14 protein-coding genes and 1 tRNA gene are annotated in these 15,912 nt (G+C 54.9%); 6 read left to right on the top strand and 9 right to left on the bottom strand.

The genetic code is table 11. The annotated features are described in order from the left end of the window. Both efp and JRG72_06200 read right to left on the bottom strand, forming a co-directional pair. On the bottom strand, window positions 1-548 hold a 548-nt coding region (gene efp, locus JRG72_06205; GenBank protein ID MBW2134812.1), incomplete at its 3' end, for an elongation factor P. Window positions 549-747: 199 nt separating this feature from the next. Next, window positions 748-1,119, bottom strand: a complete 372-nt coding sequence (locus JRG72_06200; GenBank protein MBW2134811.1) for a septum formation initiator family protein — start codon at window positions 1,117-1,119, stop codon at window positions 748-750. A 461-nt stretch (window positions 1,120-1,580) separates the two neighbouring features. On the opposite strand from JRG72_06200, the gene JRG72_06195 reads away from it, so the two are divergent. Next, a complete protein-coding gene (locus JRG72_06195) occupies window positions 1,581-2,189 on the top strand; it encodes an IS4 family transposase (GenBank protein MBW2134810.1) in 609 nt (202 codons plus the stop codon). Window positions 2,190-2,522: 333 nt separating this feature from the next. Here JRG72_06195 and JRG72_06190 read toward each other — a convergent pair. The 4 genes from JRG72_06190 to JRG72_06175 form a co-directional block, all read right to left on the bottom strand. Beyond that, window positions 2,523-2,600, bottom strand: a tRNA-Pro gene (locus JRG72_06190). Between the two features lie 7 nt (window positions 2,601-2,607). Beyond that, a complete protein-coding gene (locus JRG72_06185) occupies window positions 2,608-3,252 on the bottom strand; it encodes an XTP/dITP diphosphatase (protein MBW2134809.1) in 645 nt (214 codons plus the stop codon). Further along, the gene (rph, locus tag JRG72_06180) at window positions 3,231-3,968 is read right to left on the bottom strand and encodes a ribonuclease PH (GenBank protein ID MBW2134808.1); all 738 of its coding nucleotides are present in this window, start codon (window positions 3,966-3,968) and stop codon (window positions 3,231-3,233) included. The genes JRG72_06185 and rph overlap by 22 nt, the downstream gene beginning before the upstream one ends. A 134-nt stretch (window positions 3,969-4,102) precedes the next feature. After that, on the bottom strand, window positions 4,103-4,276 hold the full coding sequence (locus tag JRG72_06175; GenBank protein ID MBW2134807.1) for a hypothetical protein: 174 nt from the start codon (window positions 4,274-4,276) through the stop codon (window positions 4,103-4,105). A gap of 167 nt (window positions 4,277-4,443) precedes the next feature. Between JRG72_06175 and mutL the strand changes: the two genes are divergently transcribed. From mutL to JRG72_06155, 4 genes are read left to right on the top strand one after another with little or no spacing between them, the layout of a single operon-like run. Further along, window positions 4,444-6,210: a DNA mismatch repair endonuclease MutL gene (gene mutL / locus JRG72_06170; protein ID MBW2134806.1), complete on the top strand. Its 1,767-nt coding sequence runs from the start codon at window positions 4,444-4,446 to the stop codon at window positions 6,208-6,210. A gap of 58 nt (window positions 6,211-6,268) precedes the next feature. Further along, window positions 6,269-7,216, top strand: coding sequence for a tRNA (adenosine(37)-N6)-dimethylallyltransferase MiaA (miaA, locus tag JRG72_06165; protein MBW2134805.1), 948 nt, complete (start codon window positions 6,269-6,271; stop codon window positions 7,214-7,216). A gap of 58 nt (window positions 7,217-7,274) precedes the next feature. Then, a complete protein-coding gene (gene pgsA, locus JRG72_06160; GenBank protein MBW2134804.1) occupies window positions 7,275-7,853 on the top strand; it encodes a CDP-diacylglycerol--glycerol-3-phosphate 3-phosphatidyltransferase in 579 nt (192 codons plus the stop codon). Between the two features lie 26 nt (window positions 7,854-7,879). Continuing rightward, window positions 7,880-8,425, top strand: coding sequence for a hypothetical protein (locus JRG72_06155; protein ID MBW2134803.1), 546 nt, complete (start codon window positions 7,880-7,882; stop codon window positions 8,423-8,425). Between the two features lie 35 nt (window positions 8,426-8,460). On the opposite strand, the gene JRG72_06150 is transcribed toward JRG72_06155, so the two are convergent. Both JRG72_06150 and JRG72_06145 read right to left on the bottom strand, forming a co-directional pair. Beyond that, complete coding sequence (locus JRG72_06150) at window positions 8,461-10,800, bottom strand: fused MFS/spermidine synthase (protein MBW2134802.1); 2,340 nt, start codon at window positions 10,798-10,800, stop codon at window positions 8,461-8,463. Window positions 10,801-10,825: 25 nt separating this feature from the next. Next, window positions 10,826-12,172: a sigma-54-dependent Fis family transcriptional regulator gene (locus JRG72_06145; protein ID MBW2134801.1), complete on the bottom strand. Its 1,347-nt coding sequence runs from the start codon at window positions 12,170-12,172 to the stop codon at window positions 10,826-10,828. 270 nt (window positions 12,173-12,442) lie between these two features. Between JRG72_06145 and surE the strand changes: the two genes are divergently transcribed. Then, window positions 12,443-13,204 carry a 5'/3'-nucleotidase SurE gene (surE, locus tag JRG72_06140; protein ID MBW2134800.1) on the top strand — a complete coding sequence of 254 codons (762 nt, stop codon included), beginning with the start codon at window positions 12,443-12,445 and terminating at the stop codon, window positions 13,202-13,204. Between the two features lie 37 nt (window positions 13,205-13,241). Here surE and JRG72_06135 read toward each other — a convergent pair whose 3' ends face one another. After that, window positions 13,242-15,905 carry a CBS domain-containing protein gene (locus tag JRG72_06135; GenBank protein MBW2134799.1) on the bottom strand — a complete coding sequence of 888 codons (2,664 nt, stop codon included), beginning with the start codon at window positions 15,903-15,905 and terminating at the stop codon, window positions 13,242-13,244. Window positions 15,906-15,912: the final 7 nt, after the last annotated feature.

Here is a 15,912-nt window from a genome sequence, read left to right as displayed (position 1 = left end):
TCAATATAGGTGCCGGTGCGGGTGTCAATCTTTACCAGGTCGCCTTCCTCAATAAATAGCGGGACCTGAATCTGGAAGCCGGTCTCCAGGGTAGCGGGTTTGGTGGCGCCGCTGGCGGTATCGCCGCGCACCCCGGGTTCGGTGTGGGAGACCTTCAGTTCAACAAAGGTGGGCAGTTCCACTCCGATGGGTTGCCCTTTGTAGAAGATCACCTGCAGATTAACGTTATCCTGCAAAAAATTACGGCTGTCGCCCATCTGCTCGGCGGTTAGGATCAACTGTTCAAACGTCTGGTTATCCATCAGGCAGTAGCTATCACCTTCCTGATAAAGATATTGCATGTCTTTTTCCTGGAGGTCGGGGCGCTCGACTTTTTCCCCGGAACGGAAAGTCTGGTCTATAACCCGGCCGGTTAGCAGGTTTTTAAGTTTGGTGCGGACAAAGGCTCCGCCTTTGCCGGGTTTGACATGCAAGAAATCAACGATCACAAAGGGTGTTTCGTTCACTTCGATTTTCAAACCCTTTTTAAAATCAGCAGTAGTATACATAGGCAGTAACCAACCTTGGATTTACAGGGATTATCGCAATCGCTGCCCTCCCGGGGTCGCATCTGGCTGACTGGTTCGGGCCGCAGTTCCGGTCTTAGCGGGTCTTGAACCCTTACAAGTAACGAAACTATAAAAAATGCGCTGCGGTGAGGGTTATAGTAAAATTGCCGGGCGAGATATTCAAGTTCCCCCCTAGCTCTTAAGGTTTCGTTTTTTTAGCCCTACCGGATTTCGCTGGGGGACTTTTGGCGATTGCCTGGGACGACTTTGGCGAAGCCGTAGTCCTGGGCCAGTTCCCCAGTTCAGGTTCCAGATAGTAAATCCGTTCGTCGGGTCTGAGGTAATGAAGTTCGCTTCTAATCATATCCTCGATCATTTCCCGATCGTGTTGCAGCCGATCAATGGTCTTCAGGAGACGGTCATTCTCGGCCCTAACTTCCTGGTTCATCCGGAGGAGGCGATCTCGTTCCTGGGAAAGTTTGTATAGCTGGTAAAGTCCCTTATTGCCGAACACCAATACCCCGGTCAGGCCAAAACCGACCAAGGACAATACAGTCCAGAAAAATATCACTCCTCCTCTTCCTTTAGCAGATAGGGAACCAGTGGCGGACGGAGTCTTCCCTCCTCCAGCCCCGCTGCCTAGGGCCGGTTTAGACCTTATTTTTAATAACTTGCGGAGGCCCCAGTTCATAATTGCTATATTGCCAGATAAGTATTAACGGGGTCAACAAAAAACAGGTTTTTGTTGAATTTTCGGCTAAGATCCACGTTACGTCTAATGGTGTAGGGCAGTTCTGTCCAGTAGACGATACTTAAAAAGTGTCAATAATAGTTAAGAAAATAGTCCCCATAACTGCCAATTATGTTATAATGTTTTAGCGAAAAAGCGAATAACCAAAACCCATTCCTGGGCAGGTCCGAAACCCAGAACCTTTTCGTATTGGTCACAGTTTGGCGCCATGCTCTGCGCTCAGTTGAGTAGTCGCTAGAGTCTCAGAGATTTGGTGTTTAGTCCCAATCAACACGGGAGATTTGTTAATCTTTGACCGGGGTTACATTGATTATACCTGGCTGCATACCCTCCATCAGAAAGGTGTTTGGTTTGTTACCCGACTGAAATCCAATGCCTGCTATGAAGTTGTTGAACCGCGAGATAATTCCGGTGCCGACACGGTGCTGGCCGACGAAATCATTCGATTGAACTCACCCGGCGGTGTCGCCAGTTATCCCGACACCCTGCGCCGGGTGCACTACCGAGACCCCGAAACCGGCAAGGAATATGTCTTCCTCACCAATCGCTTTGACTTGGCTGCCCTGGCCATCGCTGATCTTTATCGGCAACTTTGGCAGATCGAGCTCTTTTTCAAATGGATCAAACAAAATCTGAAAATCAAAACTTTTTATGGCACTTCCCGAAATGCCGTCTTAATCCAAATCTGGACCGTTTTAATAGCCTATTTGCTGCTTATCTGGTTAAAAATCAAAAGCACTATGGATCTCGGCATCCTGGAGTGGACCCGACTTATTCAAACCATGTTAATGGAGCGGCGTAACCTTTGGGAGAGCATCTGTCCTAAAAAACGCCCTCCGTCATCTGCCAATAACCAAATACCTTTACTCAATTTCTGTGCCGGACACTAATGACACGCCATCGGGTAGCCCTTTTTACCCGCAGGACAAAGGTAGTCTCCCGATCTGAAAAAATGATCGACTTGACCATGCGGTTATGGGCTTATTTCCAACATGAACAAAATTTTGCTGAGTACCAAAAAATATTTCTATGCAAGAGCTTTTAGGGTACATTGATCTCAATATGACCTGTTTTATGCCCACCTTTCTCAGGCCCACCTGAAAGAGGCAGTGGCAGCCCTGAACAACCTGAGCGTTGACACAAAACTGATACAAAACCCGATTTCGGCCTCCAAAGCCTCAAACCCCACCTCAGCTAACTCACCGATTTCCAACACAATTTAATGGTCGGGACGGGCGGATTTGAACCGCCGACCTCCTGCTCCCAAGGCAGGCGCGCTAACCCGGCTGCGCTACGTCCCGTATGATATTAGGTTGAGGCTTTATGTTTTAGCATAGGCTGAAGTCGAGCAGCAATGATCGACTTCATTTCCTTAAGGGCCTGGGCCCGATGGCTGATCTGGTTTTTCAGGTCCAGGTCGATTTCTGCCATGGTGCAGCCATATTGCGGCAGCCAGAAGACCGGATCATAACCAAAGCCTTGCTGCCCTTGCGGTTTTAGGGCAATCATCCCCTTACAGGTTCCCTGGGTGGATACCATCTGGCTATCGGGAAAGGCCAAAACCATTTCGCAGACAAATTGGGCCTGGCGCTGGTCCCAGGGGATATCGGCCAATTCCTCCAACAACTTGAGGTAGTTGTCCTGGTCGGTGGGCGGGTCCGGATAAGTGCGATCCGCGGCATAGCGCGCCGAGTGGACCCCTGGCCGTCCTCCCAGTGCCGCCACTTCCAGACCGGAGTCATCAGCCAGGGCCGGGAAGCCAGTGGCTCGGGCTACGGCCCGAGCTTTTTTCTGGGCATTGGCCGCGAAAGTCGGGCCATCCTCGATGATTTCTGGTAAATCCGGAAAATTCTGTAAGCTCATTAAATTAATGCCAAGCTTCTTTAGAAGTAGTTGCAATTCCCTGACCTTGCCAGGGTTATGAGTGGCAATCACCAGGGTAGGTGCATCCATGGGCGGATGGCGTCCTCCTGTGACTGGCATAATTTTTTCAGGCCGGTCTGGGCAATCTGCAGCATTTCCCCCAGCAGTTCTGGGGCAAAAGGCCCGCCTTCGCCGGTGGCCTGGATTTCCACCAACTGGCCCTGCTCCGTGACCACCAGATTGGCATCGACCGCGGCTCGAGAGTCCTCTTGATAATCCAAATCGACCAGTATTTGGCCATCCACCAAGCCGACGCTGACGGCCACCACCTGCCCGCGGATCGGCAAAGTATCAAGCAGTTCCTGGCGTTGCAGACCGGCCAGGGCCTGACACAAGGCCACAAAGGCCCCGGTTACCGCGGCGGTGCGGGTGCCGCCATCAGCCTGTAGGACATCGCAGTCCAGGATAATGGTCCGCTCCCCCAGTTCCAGAAGATCGGTGACGGCGCGCAGAGAACGTCCGATCAGGCGCTGAATTTCTTGGGTACGGCCGCTAACTCGCCCCCAAATACCCTCGCGCGGCCGTCGGGTGTTGGTAGCCCGAGGCAACATGCCATATTCGGCGGTGATCCACCCCTGCCCAGAGTTCTGCAAAAACGGGGGCACGCGGGCCTCGACCGTGGCCGTGCATAATACCCAGGTCCGTCCCAGGGAAATCAGGGCCGAGCCTTCGGCCTGGGGCAGATAATTGGGAATAATTTCAATGGGTCTCAGTTCGCCTGGTAACCGTCCTTCAGCCCGCGGCATGCTCCCTCCCTTACCCTCTCTTAGCCGATGTCAGGCTCCTTGCTGATGGAATCTATGGCGATCATGAAGCGCGTCTTTAGCTATCTAAATAAGTTACCGATAAAAAAATATATTCCAGTTAGGAAATCTGGCCATCAGGACTTGATTGAGTCCCGGACAGTGTCATTTACCACCTTGAAGAGCTCGTTAAAGCTGGCAGGTGAGACCCGCCCCACTTCGATGAACTTGACGATAATCTCTTTGGTTACCTTGAGGACGAGTTCCTCCTTAGCCGACAATGATTCCGCCTTGGTTTTGGGGGATTCCACAGCAGTGACTCCCTATAGCTCCTAAGTTATGTTATATTAATTTAATAATAACCCCGCCAGCCGAAGAAGGCCAAACCTGACTGGCGGGGAAGGTAAGAAGAACCGGTCACAGCCCTCCTTAATTTTTAATTTTAAAAAATGCCAAAAAATAAAGCAAGGACAATCCCGTGAGCCGGATCACCATTTTACCCTTGGAGGTAGCCAGCAAGATTGCCGCCGGCGAGGTCATCACCCGTCCCGCTTCGGTGGTTAAAGAGCTGATTGAAAACTCTCTGGACGCCGGGGCCATCAGCATCACCATAGAGGTAGAGGACGGCGGCCGCCGCCAGATTCGGGTGGTGGATGATGGCTGCGGTATGACCCCTGAGGACGCCCGGCTCAGTCTGGAGCGTCATGCCACCAGCAAATTGCAGCAAGAGTCTGATCTGTTGCAATTAGCCACACTGGGTTTTCGCGGTGAAGCCTTACCCAGTATGGCGGCGGTCTCCCGGCTGGAGCTGATCAGCCGGCCGCCCGACTTGGAGGTCGGTTGCCGCCTCCGGGTGGAGGGTGGGCAGTTAGTGGAAAGCTCTCCTTGGGCCACGGCAGCGGGCACCCAGATCACGGTGGCGGAGCTGTTTTACAATACCCCGGCGCGGCGCAAATTCCTGAAAAGTAAACAGGCTGAACAGGGGCAGATCCTGGAGCAGGTGCGCAGCTTCAGCCTGGGCTATCCCGAGGTTCATTTCTGTCTGCGGGCCCAAGGCAAGGCAGTGCTGGTAGCTCCGGCCCACAATGGTCTGGCCGAACGGGTGGCGGCGGTGCTGGGCACTGAGCTGGCGGAGCGCATGCTGCCGTTTAATCTGGAAGCCGAGCCGTATAAGGTATGGGGCCTGTTGCTGTCTCCAGATCAAGGTCTGGCCAGCAGTCGCTTCCAATTTGTGCTGGTAAACCGCCGCCTGGTCAGTGATCGGCTGCTCAGTGCGGCGCTCCGGGAGAGTTATCAGGGACTCTTACCCCGAGGCCGCTATCCCGCGGCAGTGATCAACCTGGAGCTCCCCGCGGACCAGGTGGATGTCAATGTCCATCCGGCCAAAGCCGAAATCCGGTTTAAGGATAGCGGTCGGGTCTATGCCCTGGTGCTGACCGCCCTACGGCAAGGGTTGGAGGCCCTCCACCGCCCCAGCCGCCACAGCTACAATGCTGGCTGGCAACCAGGGTCCCTGACCCAGATCCAGGAAAGCTGGGCCACCGGGCTGTTACCACCCCAGACTCCCGATTCGGCTCCCGGTTCGGGGCCAGAATATACCTGGCCAGGCCCCACTCCGGTCGAGTCATTTACGCCGCCTCCCCCTACCCCTGATACCTGGCGATTTGCCGATCTGCTTATCCTGGGTCAATTGCAGGCCAGCTATATTCTAGCCGAAGCCCCGGAAGGTTTGATCCTCATCGACCAGCATGCCGCCCATGAGCGCATCCTTTATGAGGCCCTGGCCATTGCTTGGCAGCAATCAGGCGCTTTGCAACCCTTGCTGTTTCCCCGGCCGGTGGAACTGGAAGCACGCCAGGCCGCTTGGCTGCAGGACCATTTGCCCATCATGCGCCAAGCCGGTCTCGACCTGGAGCCCTTTGGCGGCAACACCTTTTTAATTATAAAGGTCCCGGCCTGTCTGTTAGACCAGGACCTGGAAGCCTTGGTGCTGGAGACGGTAAACGCTCTGGCACCCATGAAGGATGTGGAAGACAGCAGCCAGGTCCGAGAGCGTCTGCGGCTGACCATGTCCTGCCGGGGGGCGATCAAAGCGGGACAAAAACTGACGATAGAGGAGATGCAGCAATTGCTGGCGCAGTTGGACGGGCTTCGGGTTTCCTCCCATTGTCCGCATGGGCGCCCTCTCTGGCGGCTGTTAAGCATAGAGGAAATCCGCCAGGGCTTTCGCCGCCCCCGGCACTAGGATCATAAGAGAGGATCGGCTATCATCAGTTAAATTTAGATGAACCGCCTTAAGACCTATGAAGCTTTCACCTGTAGCAGTTATCCTGGGGGCTACCGGAGCCGGTAAAACCGGGTTGGCGATCCGCTTGGCGCAGGAACTGGGGGCTGAAATTATCAGTGCCGACTCTCTCCAGGTGTACCGGGAAATGGATATCGGCACGGCCAAACCCACCCCGGAGCAGCGGGCTGCAGTTCCCCATCATTTGATCGATGTGGTCTTTCCGGATGAGGAATTTGATGCAGCCCAGTATTGCCGCCGGGGTCGCCAGGTCATTGCCGACCTGCACGCCCGGCGGATTCCGCCTTTGGTCGTGGGGGGCACCGGACTGTATATCAAGGCTTTATTACAGGGGCTGTTTGATGACCAGGTTCAGGACCGGGTGATCCGCGATCGGTTGCGCCAGGAACTGGCCACCCTTGGCTTGCCCGAGCTTTATGCCCGCCTGCACCGCCTGGACCCGAAAGTCGCAATCCGGCTCCACCCCAATGATGCCTTTCGCATCTTGCGGGCCTTGGAGGTTATAGAGGCCAATGGCCAACCCTTGTCTCGCCTGCAACAGGCCCACCGCTTTCAGGATCGCCCCTATCGGGTGCTGAAATTGGGGCTGGCTTTGGATCGGGACCAGCTTTATGATCGCATCAATGCTCGGGTGGAGGAGATGCTGGCGCAGGGATTCTTAACCGAGGTTGAGGCTCTCCTGAGCCGCTATGACCGTGGGCTAAAACCGTTCCAGGCCCTGGGCTACCGTCATCTGATCTCTTATCTGCAGGACGGCGGGGACTGGGAGGCGACCATTGACCGACTGAAGCGGGATACGCGGCGTTATGCCAAGCGCCAAATGACCTGGTTCCGGGCCGACCCGGAGATCTACTGGTTGGCACCCGACCACTGGCTTGAGATCCGGGAGCGGTTGCGAGAATTTTTTAATCAGTTACTTAGCGTCCGGGATAAACAACTTCGGTAATTGGCTTTTCTCCATAAATCTGATAAATTAGACGAAAAAAACCGAAAGTGTTAGGCCATTGACCTCCCAGCCGCCTAAATTCAGCCCGACTCTGACCATCCCCAATCTACTCACCATGGTCCGGATTTTCTTGACCCCGCTGATCATTATTTTTTTGATTCAGGGCACCTATGGCCGGGCTTTGATCATATTTGTGCTGGCCGGGATCACTGACGTGGTGGATGGATTAATTGCTCGGGCCTGGCAGTTGAAATCACCTCTAGGAGCTTACCTGGACCCGGTGGCGGACAAGTTGTTGATCTCCTCCAGTTTTGTCACCCTGAGTGTTTTTCATAAAATTCCGCCCTGGCTGGCGGTGTTGGTGATCAGCCGGGATGTGGTGATCCTGGGCGGGGTCGCGGTCCTGAAGTTGTTTGAGGTCAGGGTGCCGATCCAACCCTCGCGGGCCAGCAAGTTGGCCACCACTCTGCAGGTTTTGGTTGTCTTCCTGGTTCTCCTGCAAGAGTTCTGGGTCTTCCCGGAGGCGGTACTCACCGCCTGTTTCTGGCTCACCGCCATCCTGACCATTGCTTCCGGCCTGCATTATCTGGCTCGAGGGCTGCGTTACCTTAGTGCTACAAACCAGACGGGTTCGTAATCGGAACCGATAATTTAAGGACTCTGGTGGCAGAAGTTATTGAGTTAGAGCGATTCCGCCAGAAGGTGGCGGCCGATCACGGGTTTCGCACCTGGCTGCAGCGGTTTCGGGAACAATTCGGTCCCGACACCCGGTTTAAAGACCTGTCCGACCCGACGCTGCTTTTCCTGGCCACCCCAGGAGAGGAGAACCTGTTTGTGCTGATCGATCTGGTAATGGGAGTCCAGGGACTGGGGGACTCCACTCGCTTCCGCCTGGATGATCTGGAGACTTCCGCCAAGCAGAATATCCTCGACCTTTCCTTGGGCCTTTTGGATCGGGCCCGATTTGAGGTCATGCGCCGCTTGGGTTGGGTTACAGCGATGCCGAACGAGGAACTTTCCCTCATCCAGTTAGTCGAGGAGGCCCGGCAGCCAGGAGGGGATAGCACGCTGCCACCTCCCCCGTTATCGCCCCAGCACCCCCAATTTGCAGTGTACCAATCCCTGCCGGCGCGAGACCAAGGCATCTTTTTGCGCCGCCTGATCCCGGCCGCGGTGATTGAGTTCCGCCGTCGGCTGGAGGGGCCTTAACCGAGCGGTTCTGCTGATTAATACTCTAGACTATTTTAATCAGGGCTAATAGCGCCAGCCCCCAAGGGATATGGTCTGCCGCTGGTAAAGAGGATAATCAGAGCCGATAAGTTAAGAATGGCCAACAGCAACAGGGTCGGGCGCAGGCCCCACAAGGGCAGCGCCACCAGGCTCATCCCCAAGGTTCCCAGGGTGGCTCCCAGTAAATCCACGGCATAGAGTAGACCGGCGCTGACCGCCAGTTGAGTCCCGGCCTGCTGCAAGATTTCCGCCTGCCCGGCAAAGATGCCGCCGGCCAAAAAGCCGACGCTTCCCAGGAGCACAGCAAAACCGGCCTGAGCATAACCTTCCCAGTTCAACAAAGGCAGGTTGAGCAGATTGGGTAAAATCAGGCCAAGCAGTCCCGCCAGCAGGACCAGTCCCCCCTGAAAGCCCAGCGATAATCGCCAGGCGGCGGCTTGACTATCCATCAGCCACGGGGTGAGGCCGGAACCCAGGCCCATACCGAACATGAAGGCGGCCATCAAAAGCCCTAACTGGCCGTAAAGGAAGCCTAATTGAATCTGGAAAAGGATGATTAACGTAATTTCCAGGGCCATGGCGCTGAGGCCCATGATCAGCACATTATACAGATAAGGGCCGGGGCAATAGTTGGACGGGCCGCTGATCCGTTTCCCTGGCGGTCGCCACCGCCACCATAACAGCAGGGTCATTAAAACCACCGCGGCCGGAAAAGACCAGAAAGGCAATGGCCGCAGCCTGACAAGCAGATCTTTGATCGCCGAGATTTCCTGAGCCCAACTGAGGGTCAGATCATAATAATAACATTGCGGGGACAGGTCGGTATTGAGACCAGAGCCGGTTTGGGCCAGAATCTGCTGGAGATAGGCCTGCCGGGCTGGGGAAAGATTTTCATACAGATAGTATTCTCTAACGTAGTAGAGTCTCAGTTGGCGGGCCTGGAGGCGAGACACCAAAAGGGCCGGATCGGTTACCAGTTGCCCGGGCTGAAGACCGGCAAAGAAGCGCACCCTCAGCCCCGGAAAGACCTGAACTTCCGGGAACACGTGCTGCAAGGTATGGAAAGCCAGGCCCAGGTACTGGGCCCGTAAGGGGGTCAGGCTGACCTCACCGCCGCTGAGGCCGAAGCTGAACAGCCCGCCGGGCCGCAGCCGCGCTTTAACTTCTTCGAAAAATTCCTGCGAGTAGAAGCGGTTGAGCAGGGCATTTTTGGGTTCCGGCAGGCAGAGCAGGATAACATCATAAGTAGAATCAGTATCTTTGATATAGCGCCGACCGTCCTGATAAATCAGCCGCACTAGCGGCGCTTCCAAGGTTTTGGTGACGGCCGGCGGTAGCACCCTCTGGGCCAGGCGAATCAGTTGGGGGTCTAATTCGACGTAATCCAGGCTGATCAGGCCGGGGGTTTTAAGAATCTGCGCCACAGCTCCGGCCACCCCGCCGCCGATCAACAGCACCCGCCGGGGTTGGGGGTGCTGCAAGAGGGCATATTGCACGCTGGCTTCGGCATTCAAGGGATCCGGGTGGCTGAAATACCACAGGTTGTTTTCAAAAAAATTGATCTGTTGGGCTGTCTGGGTGGCGGTAAGCAGGCCATACCGGCTTTCCTGGACCGCTACTAGGTTCTGTCCGGGCCATTGCCAGCCGCGACTTACATCTTCCAGGCGTGAGGCCTGACTTAACAATCCCCCCAGGATCACCAGGCTCAATCCGGTAATTATTACACTCCGTTTTTTGCGGCGGGCTGGGGGCGCCAAGATGGCCAGCAGATTCAGTATCAGTCCCAGCCACAGAGCCAGTTTGAGGCTGGGTATGCGGCCGATCAGAAACAGCTGCAGGAAGCCCACCCCCAAGGCGGCGCCCAAGGTATCGAGGAAGTACACCCGCCCTAACATCCCCCAGGTCGGGGAACCCTTCAGACTCTGACAGGCCAGCGGGAAAAAGAGTCCGGAGAGAAGACAGAAAGGGGCCAACAGGAGCAGAAACAACAGGCCAGCCTGGAAGGGCGACAACACCTGACCCAGGGGCAAATGGAGCAGCCCGGGAAGGCATCGGGTCAGGAAAACCGTGGCCGGCAACAGCCCTCCCAAGACCCCTAACCATCTGGCCAGGGTCGCCGGTGCGATAAGCCGAGAGGCCAGCCGACGTCCGCCCCACAGACTGCCTAAACCGGTCCAGATCAGCCAGGCCCATAGACCCAGACCTAGTTGCAGTTCATTGCCCTGGGCTAATACCAGAAGTTCCCGTAAAAGCAGGACCTGAGCCGCCAGGGTGGCAGCGCCGTAGAACAGAACCAGGATAGGGCTGATTTTGCCCCCGAGCTGGGACCGGGCCGGGGCTGATGTGGAACCCACAGGCTAACTCGGGATCGGCAGGCGGTTATTCAATATGATAGCGTTTAAGCTTTTCACGTAAGGTCTTGCGGTCAATTCCCAGGGCTTCGGCGGTCTCTCTTTTGTGACCGTCGAAGCGATGCAACATTTCAATGATATGCTCCCGTTCTAAGTCCTTAAGACTGGTAGCTTTCTTCCGGGAAGTGGCTGAGAGTACGGCTCCGGAAAAGGCCAGATCGGCAGGCTCTAAATAAAACCCGGTGCTCAACACCACCAGTCGTTCGATAATATTTTCTAATTCCCGGACATTTCCCGGCCAGTCGTGTTGCATCAGCAGGTCCATGGCTTCATCGGAAATGCCTCGTACCTGTTTTTTGAGACGCCGATTATATTTGTCCAAAAAATTCTGAACCAACAAGGGGATATCTTCTTTGCGATCTCGCAACGGCGGCAGATGAATGGAAACCACGTTGAGCCGGTAAAACAGGTCCTCCCGAAAGGTACCCTCTTTAATCGCCTGGTTTAAGTCCTGATTGGTAGCGGCGACAATGCGCACATCAACATTGATCACCCGGTGGCTGCCGACCTTGGATATCTTCCGTTCCTCCACGGCACGCAGCAGTTTGGCCTGCACCTCCAGACTGATATTACTGATTTCGTCAAAGAACAGGGTGCCGTTTTGGGCCAGTTCGAATTTGCCGATCTTATTGGCGTCGGCCCCGGTGAAAGAGCCTTTCACGTGCCCGAAAAGTTCGCTTTCGAATAAGGTTTCGACCAAAGTGCCGCAGTCCACGGTGACAAAGGGACGGCGGTGCCGCGGGCTTAACCGATGAATCTTGTTGGCAATCATGCCCTTGCCAGTTCCTGATTCCCCGGTAATTAACACGGTGCTGTCACTGGAGGCGACCCGTCCGACCATATCCATGATCCGGGCCATAGACTCACTTTGGAAAACAATGGTGCAGCGTTCATCCTTGCGATTCAATTCGCTACGGAGGTAGAGATTTTCCAGATCGATCCGACGTTTGTCCAGGGCCCGCTTTACAGACAGGCGCAGGTCATCGGGAGCAAAGGGCTTGGGAAGGAAATCAAAGGCCCCGGACTTCATCGACTCTACTGCGGATTGGATAGTCCCATAACCAGTAATAATGGTGACTAAGGCCTCGGGATCCAGGGCTTTAATTTTTTTAAGAACTTCCAGGCCATTCAGGTCAGGCATGACCAGATCCAGCAAAATCAGGTCATAAGTGTACCTTTCCAGATGAGCCAATCCCTGACGGCCATTGGGAGCCAGATCGACTTCGTGGCCGAGCCGGGAGAGGATCTGGAAACAGGCATCCCGCATGGCCTTTTCATCATCAATGACCAGGATTTTTACTTTGCTATTAGTCACCAGTGGAAACCGATTCACTAAGTTTCAAGCGACTGTAATTCCAATAATTTTTTAGGTAGCTTAACAAAATCCCCTAGCAACTGTCAAGTCCTATCAAGAAGCTTAGTCAACTTCCCGGTGGTTCGGATTCACCGGAGATTATAATTACCCCCCCGGCTGATAATTTTACCGTCCTCACTATTGACAGGAGCGCGGGCTCCAGGCTATCTTCAAACGTGGCCAGATTTGTCGGGCCGGATTGTATCAGAAAGACATATTGCTCATCAGAAAATGAACATTCTATTGACCAACGATGATGGTATCCATGCCCCGGGTCTGATGGCCCTGTTTCAGTCCTTACAGGCGAAATATGATCTCCGGGTGGTGGCCCCGGAGAGCGAACAGAGCGCGGTGGGCCACGCCATCAGTCTAAGCACCCCATTGCGGATTAAGAAAATTAATAAAAACGGGGCCTTTTTCGGATGGGCGATTAATGGCACCCCGGCTGATTGCGTCAAGATCGCAGTAGCCGAGTTGTTGTCTCCGCTCCCGGACCTGGTGATCTCCGGGATCAACCTGGGACCTAATGTGGGTATTAATGTCTTATATTCGGGAACAGTGTCGGCGGCTAGCGAAGCAGCTATTTTAGGGCTGCGGGCCCTGGCCATTTCGCTTGACACTTATAAGGAGCCGGATTTTTCCGGAGCGGCTCGCTTTGCCGGCCGGTTGGCCCGACAACTGCCGAGCTTGCCCTTACCCCCGGGGGTCTCACTCAATGTCAATGTCCCCGCCATCCCGCCGGGTCTGATCAAAGGGGTGATGTTGACCCGCCAGGATACCAGCTGTCTGGCCGAACGCTTTGAACGCCGGGTTGATCCTCGGGAAAACATCTATTACTGGCTGGCTGGCATCAATCAACGCCGCGATCCGGAACCGGGCACTGACTGTTGGGCACTTCAGAATGGCTACATCTCCATTACTCCTATTCATCCCGATCTCACCCATTATGCCAGCCTGGCCGAACTCCAGAAGCTCAAGTGGCAGTATTCGTAGTCAACTTGAGGTTATTTAAAAATTGCTCTGAAGAAGATTAGGGCGCGGCCGCCAACTCTACGGCTGGGCGGCCAAAGTGAGTGCGGATATATTCCCGTTCCTCTTCGATGGTACTGACTTCCTGATTCAGCCGGGCATCCAGCAGACTTTGCAGCATAATCTTGAATTGCGGCCCTGGAGTATAGCCCATGGCCCGTAAATCACGACCCTTAAGCAGGGGCTGGACATTTTTGAGCTGGGTGAAATACAGGGAAATGGCCCGTTTGCTGGCCTCCTGGCGGGTCTTGGCCATCATGTAGATGAGGAACTCGGTCGGGAGCATGTGGAGCAAATGGTAAATCTCCCGGCGTCCCAGGTCCGGCTGCCGATAGAGCCGCACTAGGGCCTCGTCGGCGGCTTCTTTGGCCCACAACATAGTCTCGGCCATCTTGGGCTTCATGTTCAACCGATGCGTCAGTTCCCGGAGCTGCTCGCCCTTGAGGGGTTCGATCAGACCGAGGAAATAAACCAGCCAACGCTCGTAGGGATCATCCAAGAATAACAAATCATACCAGGAAAGCACCGCCCGCACCTGGTCCAGCATCCATTTGGTGGCCTGGTCGCAGCGCAGGCTGGGATGGATGAATTGGAGCAGGTTAAAACTGGCCATCCGGGCAATGGCCGGAATGGGATTCTCTTCTTGCAATATTAGTTTCAGCTCCCCAAACAGTCGGGAGCCTGAGAGCCGTTCAAAAAAATTGATCTTGACCGCGTTCTCGATCAGGCTGGCGGTGAGTTTGCTGATCTGAAAATTAAAGCGTTGCTCAAAGCGAATCGCCCTAAATACCCGAGTGGGATCTTCCACAAAGCTGAGATTGTGGAGGACGCTGATGCGCTGCTCTTTCAAGTCCCGCTGGGCCCCAAAAAAGTCGATCAGGATGCCAAAATGGCGCTCGTTGAGTTTTACCGCCAGGGTATTGATGGTAAAATCACGGCGATATAAATCCATTTTGATAGAACTGCCTTCCACGATCGGCAAGGCTCCGGGAGCCTCGTAATACTCGGTCCGGGCGGTGGCCACATCGATCTTAAAGCCATCCGGGAAGATGATCACCGCGGTCTTGAGTTTATGGAAGACTCGCACCCGGACCTCATGGCGTTCGGCAAACTTGCGGGCGAAGGCAATCCCGTCCCCTTCAATGACAATATCGATATCCAGATTTTCATGGCGCAACAGCAGATCCCGGACAAACCCCCCCACCACATAGGCATTGTAGCCCAATTCATCGGCCACCCGGCCGACCTGGTGCAAGATCTTCAGAATCCGCTGGGGCAGTCGTTCCCGCAGCAGTCCGCTGATCTTTTTTTTGCGCAGCGGTTGAACCAGATCCTTGTCTAATTTGAACTCGGCCCCGGCTCCTGAAGCCATTAGCAGGTTAAGCAGGTCTGTCCGGGTGATCACCCCGAGAACCCGGTTCTGGGCCACCACCGGCAGCAACCGCTGTTTGCTAATGACCAGTCGCTGCTGAATTTCCGCCAGCGAGGCCTCCGGCCCCACCGTGGCAAATTCGGTGGTCATGTATTCTTTCACTGGCAAATCCTGAAGCCCATGATAAATAGCCTTTTCCACAATCTGACGAGAGATCAGCCCCACCAGCTTCTCTTGGTCCATCACCAACAGGGCATTCATATTTAAGCGGGTCAGACTCTGGTGGGCATCGGCCATGGTAGCCTCTGGGCTTATGGCTTTAACCGGGAAAGACATCAGCTCCCGGGCTGTGCGCCGGGGACTGATCTGGGTCTGGAGGATCTGTCGCAGGGTCTCTTCCACCTGAGCCAGAGGGGTATCCTTAATCGTCGCCGAGGCCGCATAACTATGGCCGCCGCCGCCCATTTCACTCAGAATTTCGCCGACGTTCACCTCTTGCAGGCGGCTGCGCCCCACGATATATACCCGGTCCTCCATCTGGGCCAGGGCAAACAGGACATTGATATTTTCCATGTCCATATATTTATGAGCCAGCACCGCGAAATCGCCGATATATTGGGATGCCGTGGCCCGGGCCAGCACAATATCCACCCCGTTGATGTTCAAGGTGGAGGCATTGCGGATCATGTCGTTTAACAGGGCGACCTGCTCTGCGGTGAGCTCCCGGGTGAGCATCTCGGACACCGTATTCAGATTGGCCCCCTGCGACAGGAGATAGGAGGCGGCCTCAAAATCCTCCACCGTGGTCGAGGCGAAGGTAAACGAGCCGGTATCTTCATATATCCCCAGGGCCATTATGGTGGCCTCATCCGGAGTGATGGGTAACTGGCGTTCTCTGATAATCTTGGTCAGGATGCTAACCGCGGCCCCGGCCGGGCGGATAACTTCCAGATCCCCAGACAGGTCATCCGGGGAAGAGGGGTGATGGTCGTAGATATGGAGTTCGATGTCTTTGTTGGGCAAGGCCTCGGCAAATTTGCCGATCCGGCTGGCCTGCCGGACATCCACCAGAATCAGGCGTTTGATCTCCTCCAGATTGATATCTTTAACCTTGGCAAAATCTAAAAAATAAAGACTGGAACGGACAAAAAATTCCCGCAGGTTGCGCTCTTGCGCCCCCGGAAAGACCAGGAGGGCATTGGGGTAAAGCTTCTTGGCCGCCACCATGGAAGCCAGAGCATCAAAATCGGCGTTGAGGTGGGTGGTAATGACTTCCAGGCTTCTTTTGGTCATCAGTACT

Source organism: Deltaproteobacteria bacterium (assembly GCA_019309545.1).
Lineage (GTDB): Bacteria > Desulfobacterota > Desulfobaccia > Desulfobaccales > Desulfobaccaceae > Desulfobacca_B.
Note: the sequence above shows the minus strand (reverse complement) of the source record. Positions and strands in the feature narration are given on the sequence as shown.

Bases quoted from the DNA above. Each gene is read 5' to 3' on its own strand.
- rph (MBW2134808.1), bottom strand. From the start codon at position 3,968: ATGCCGCGGGCTGAAGGACGGTTACCAGGCGAACTGAGACCCATTGAA.
- JRG72_06135 (MBW2134799.1), bottom strand. From the start codon at position 15,905: ATGACCAAAAGAAGCCTGGAAGTCATTACCACCCACCTCAACGCCGAT.
- surE (MBW2134800.1), top strand. From the start codon at position 12,443: ATGAACATTCTATTGACCAACGATGATGGTATCCATGCCCCGGGTCTG.
- JRG72_06185 (MBW2134809.1), bottom strand. From the start codon at position 3,252: ATGGATGCACCTACCCTGGTGATTGCCACTCATAACCCTGGCAAGGTC.
- miaA (MBW2134805.1), top strand. From the start codon at position 6,269: ATGAAGCTTTCACCTGTAGCAGTTATCCTGGGGGCTACCGGAGCCGGT.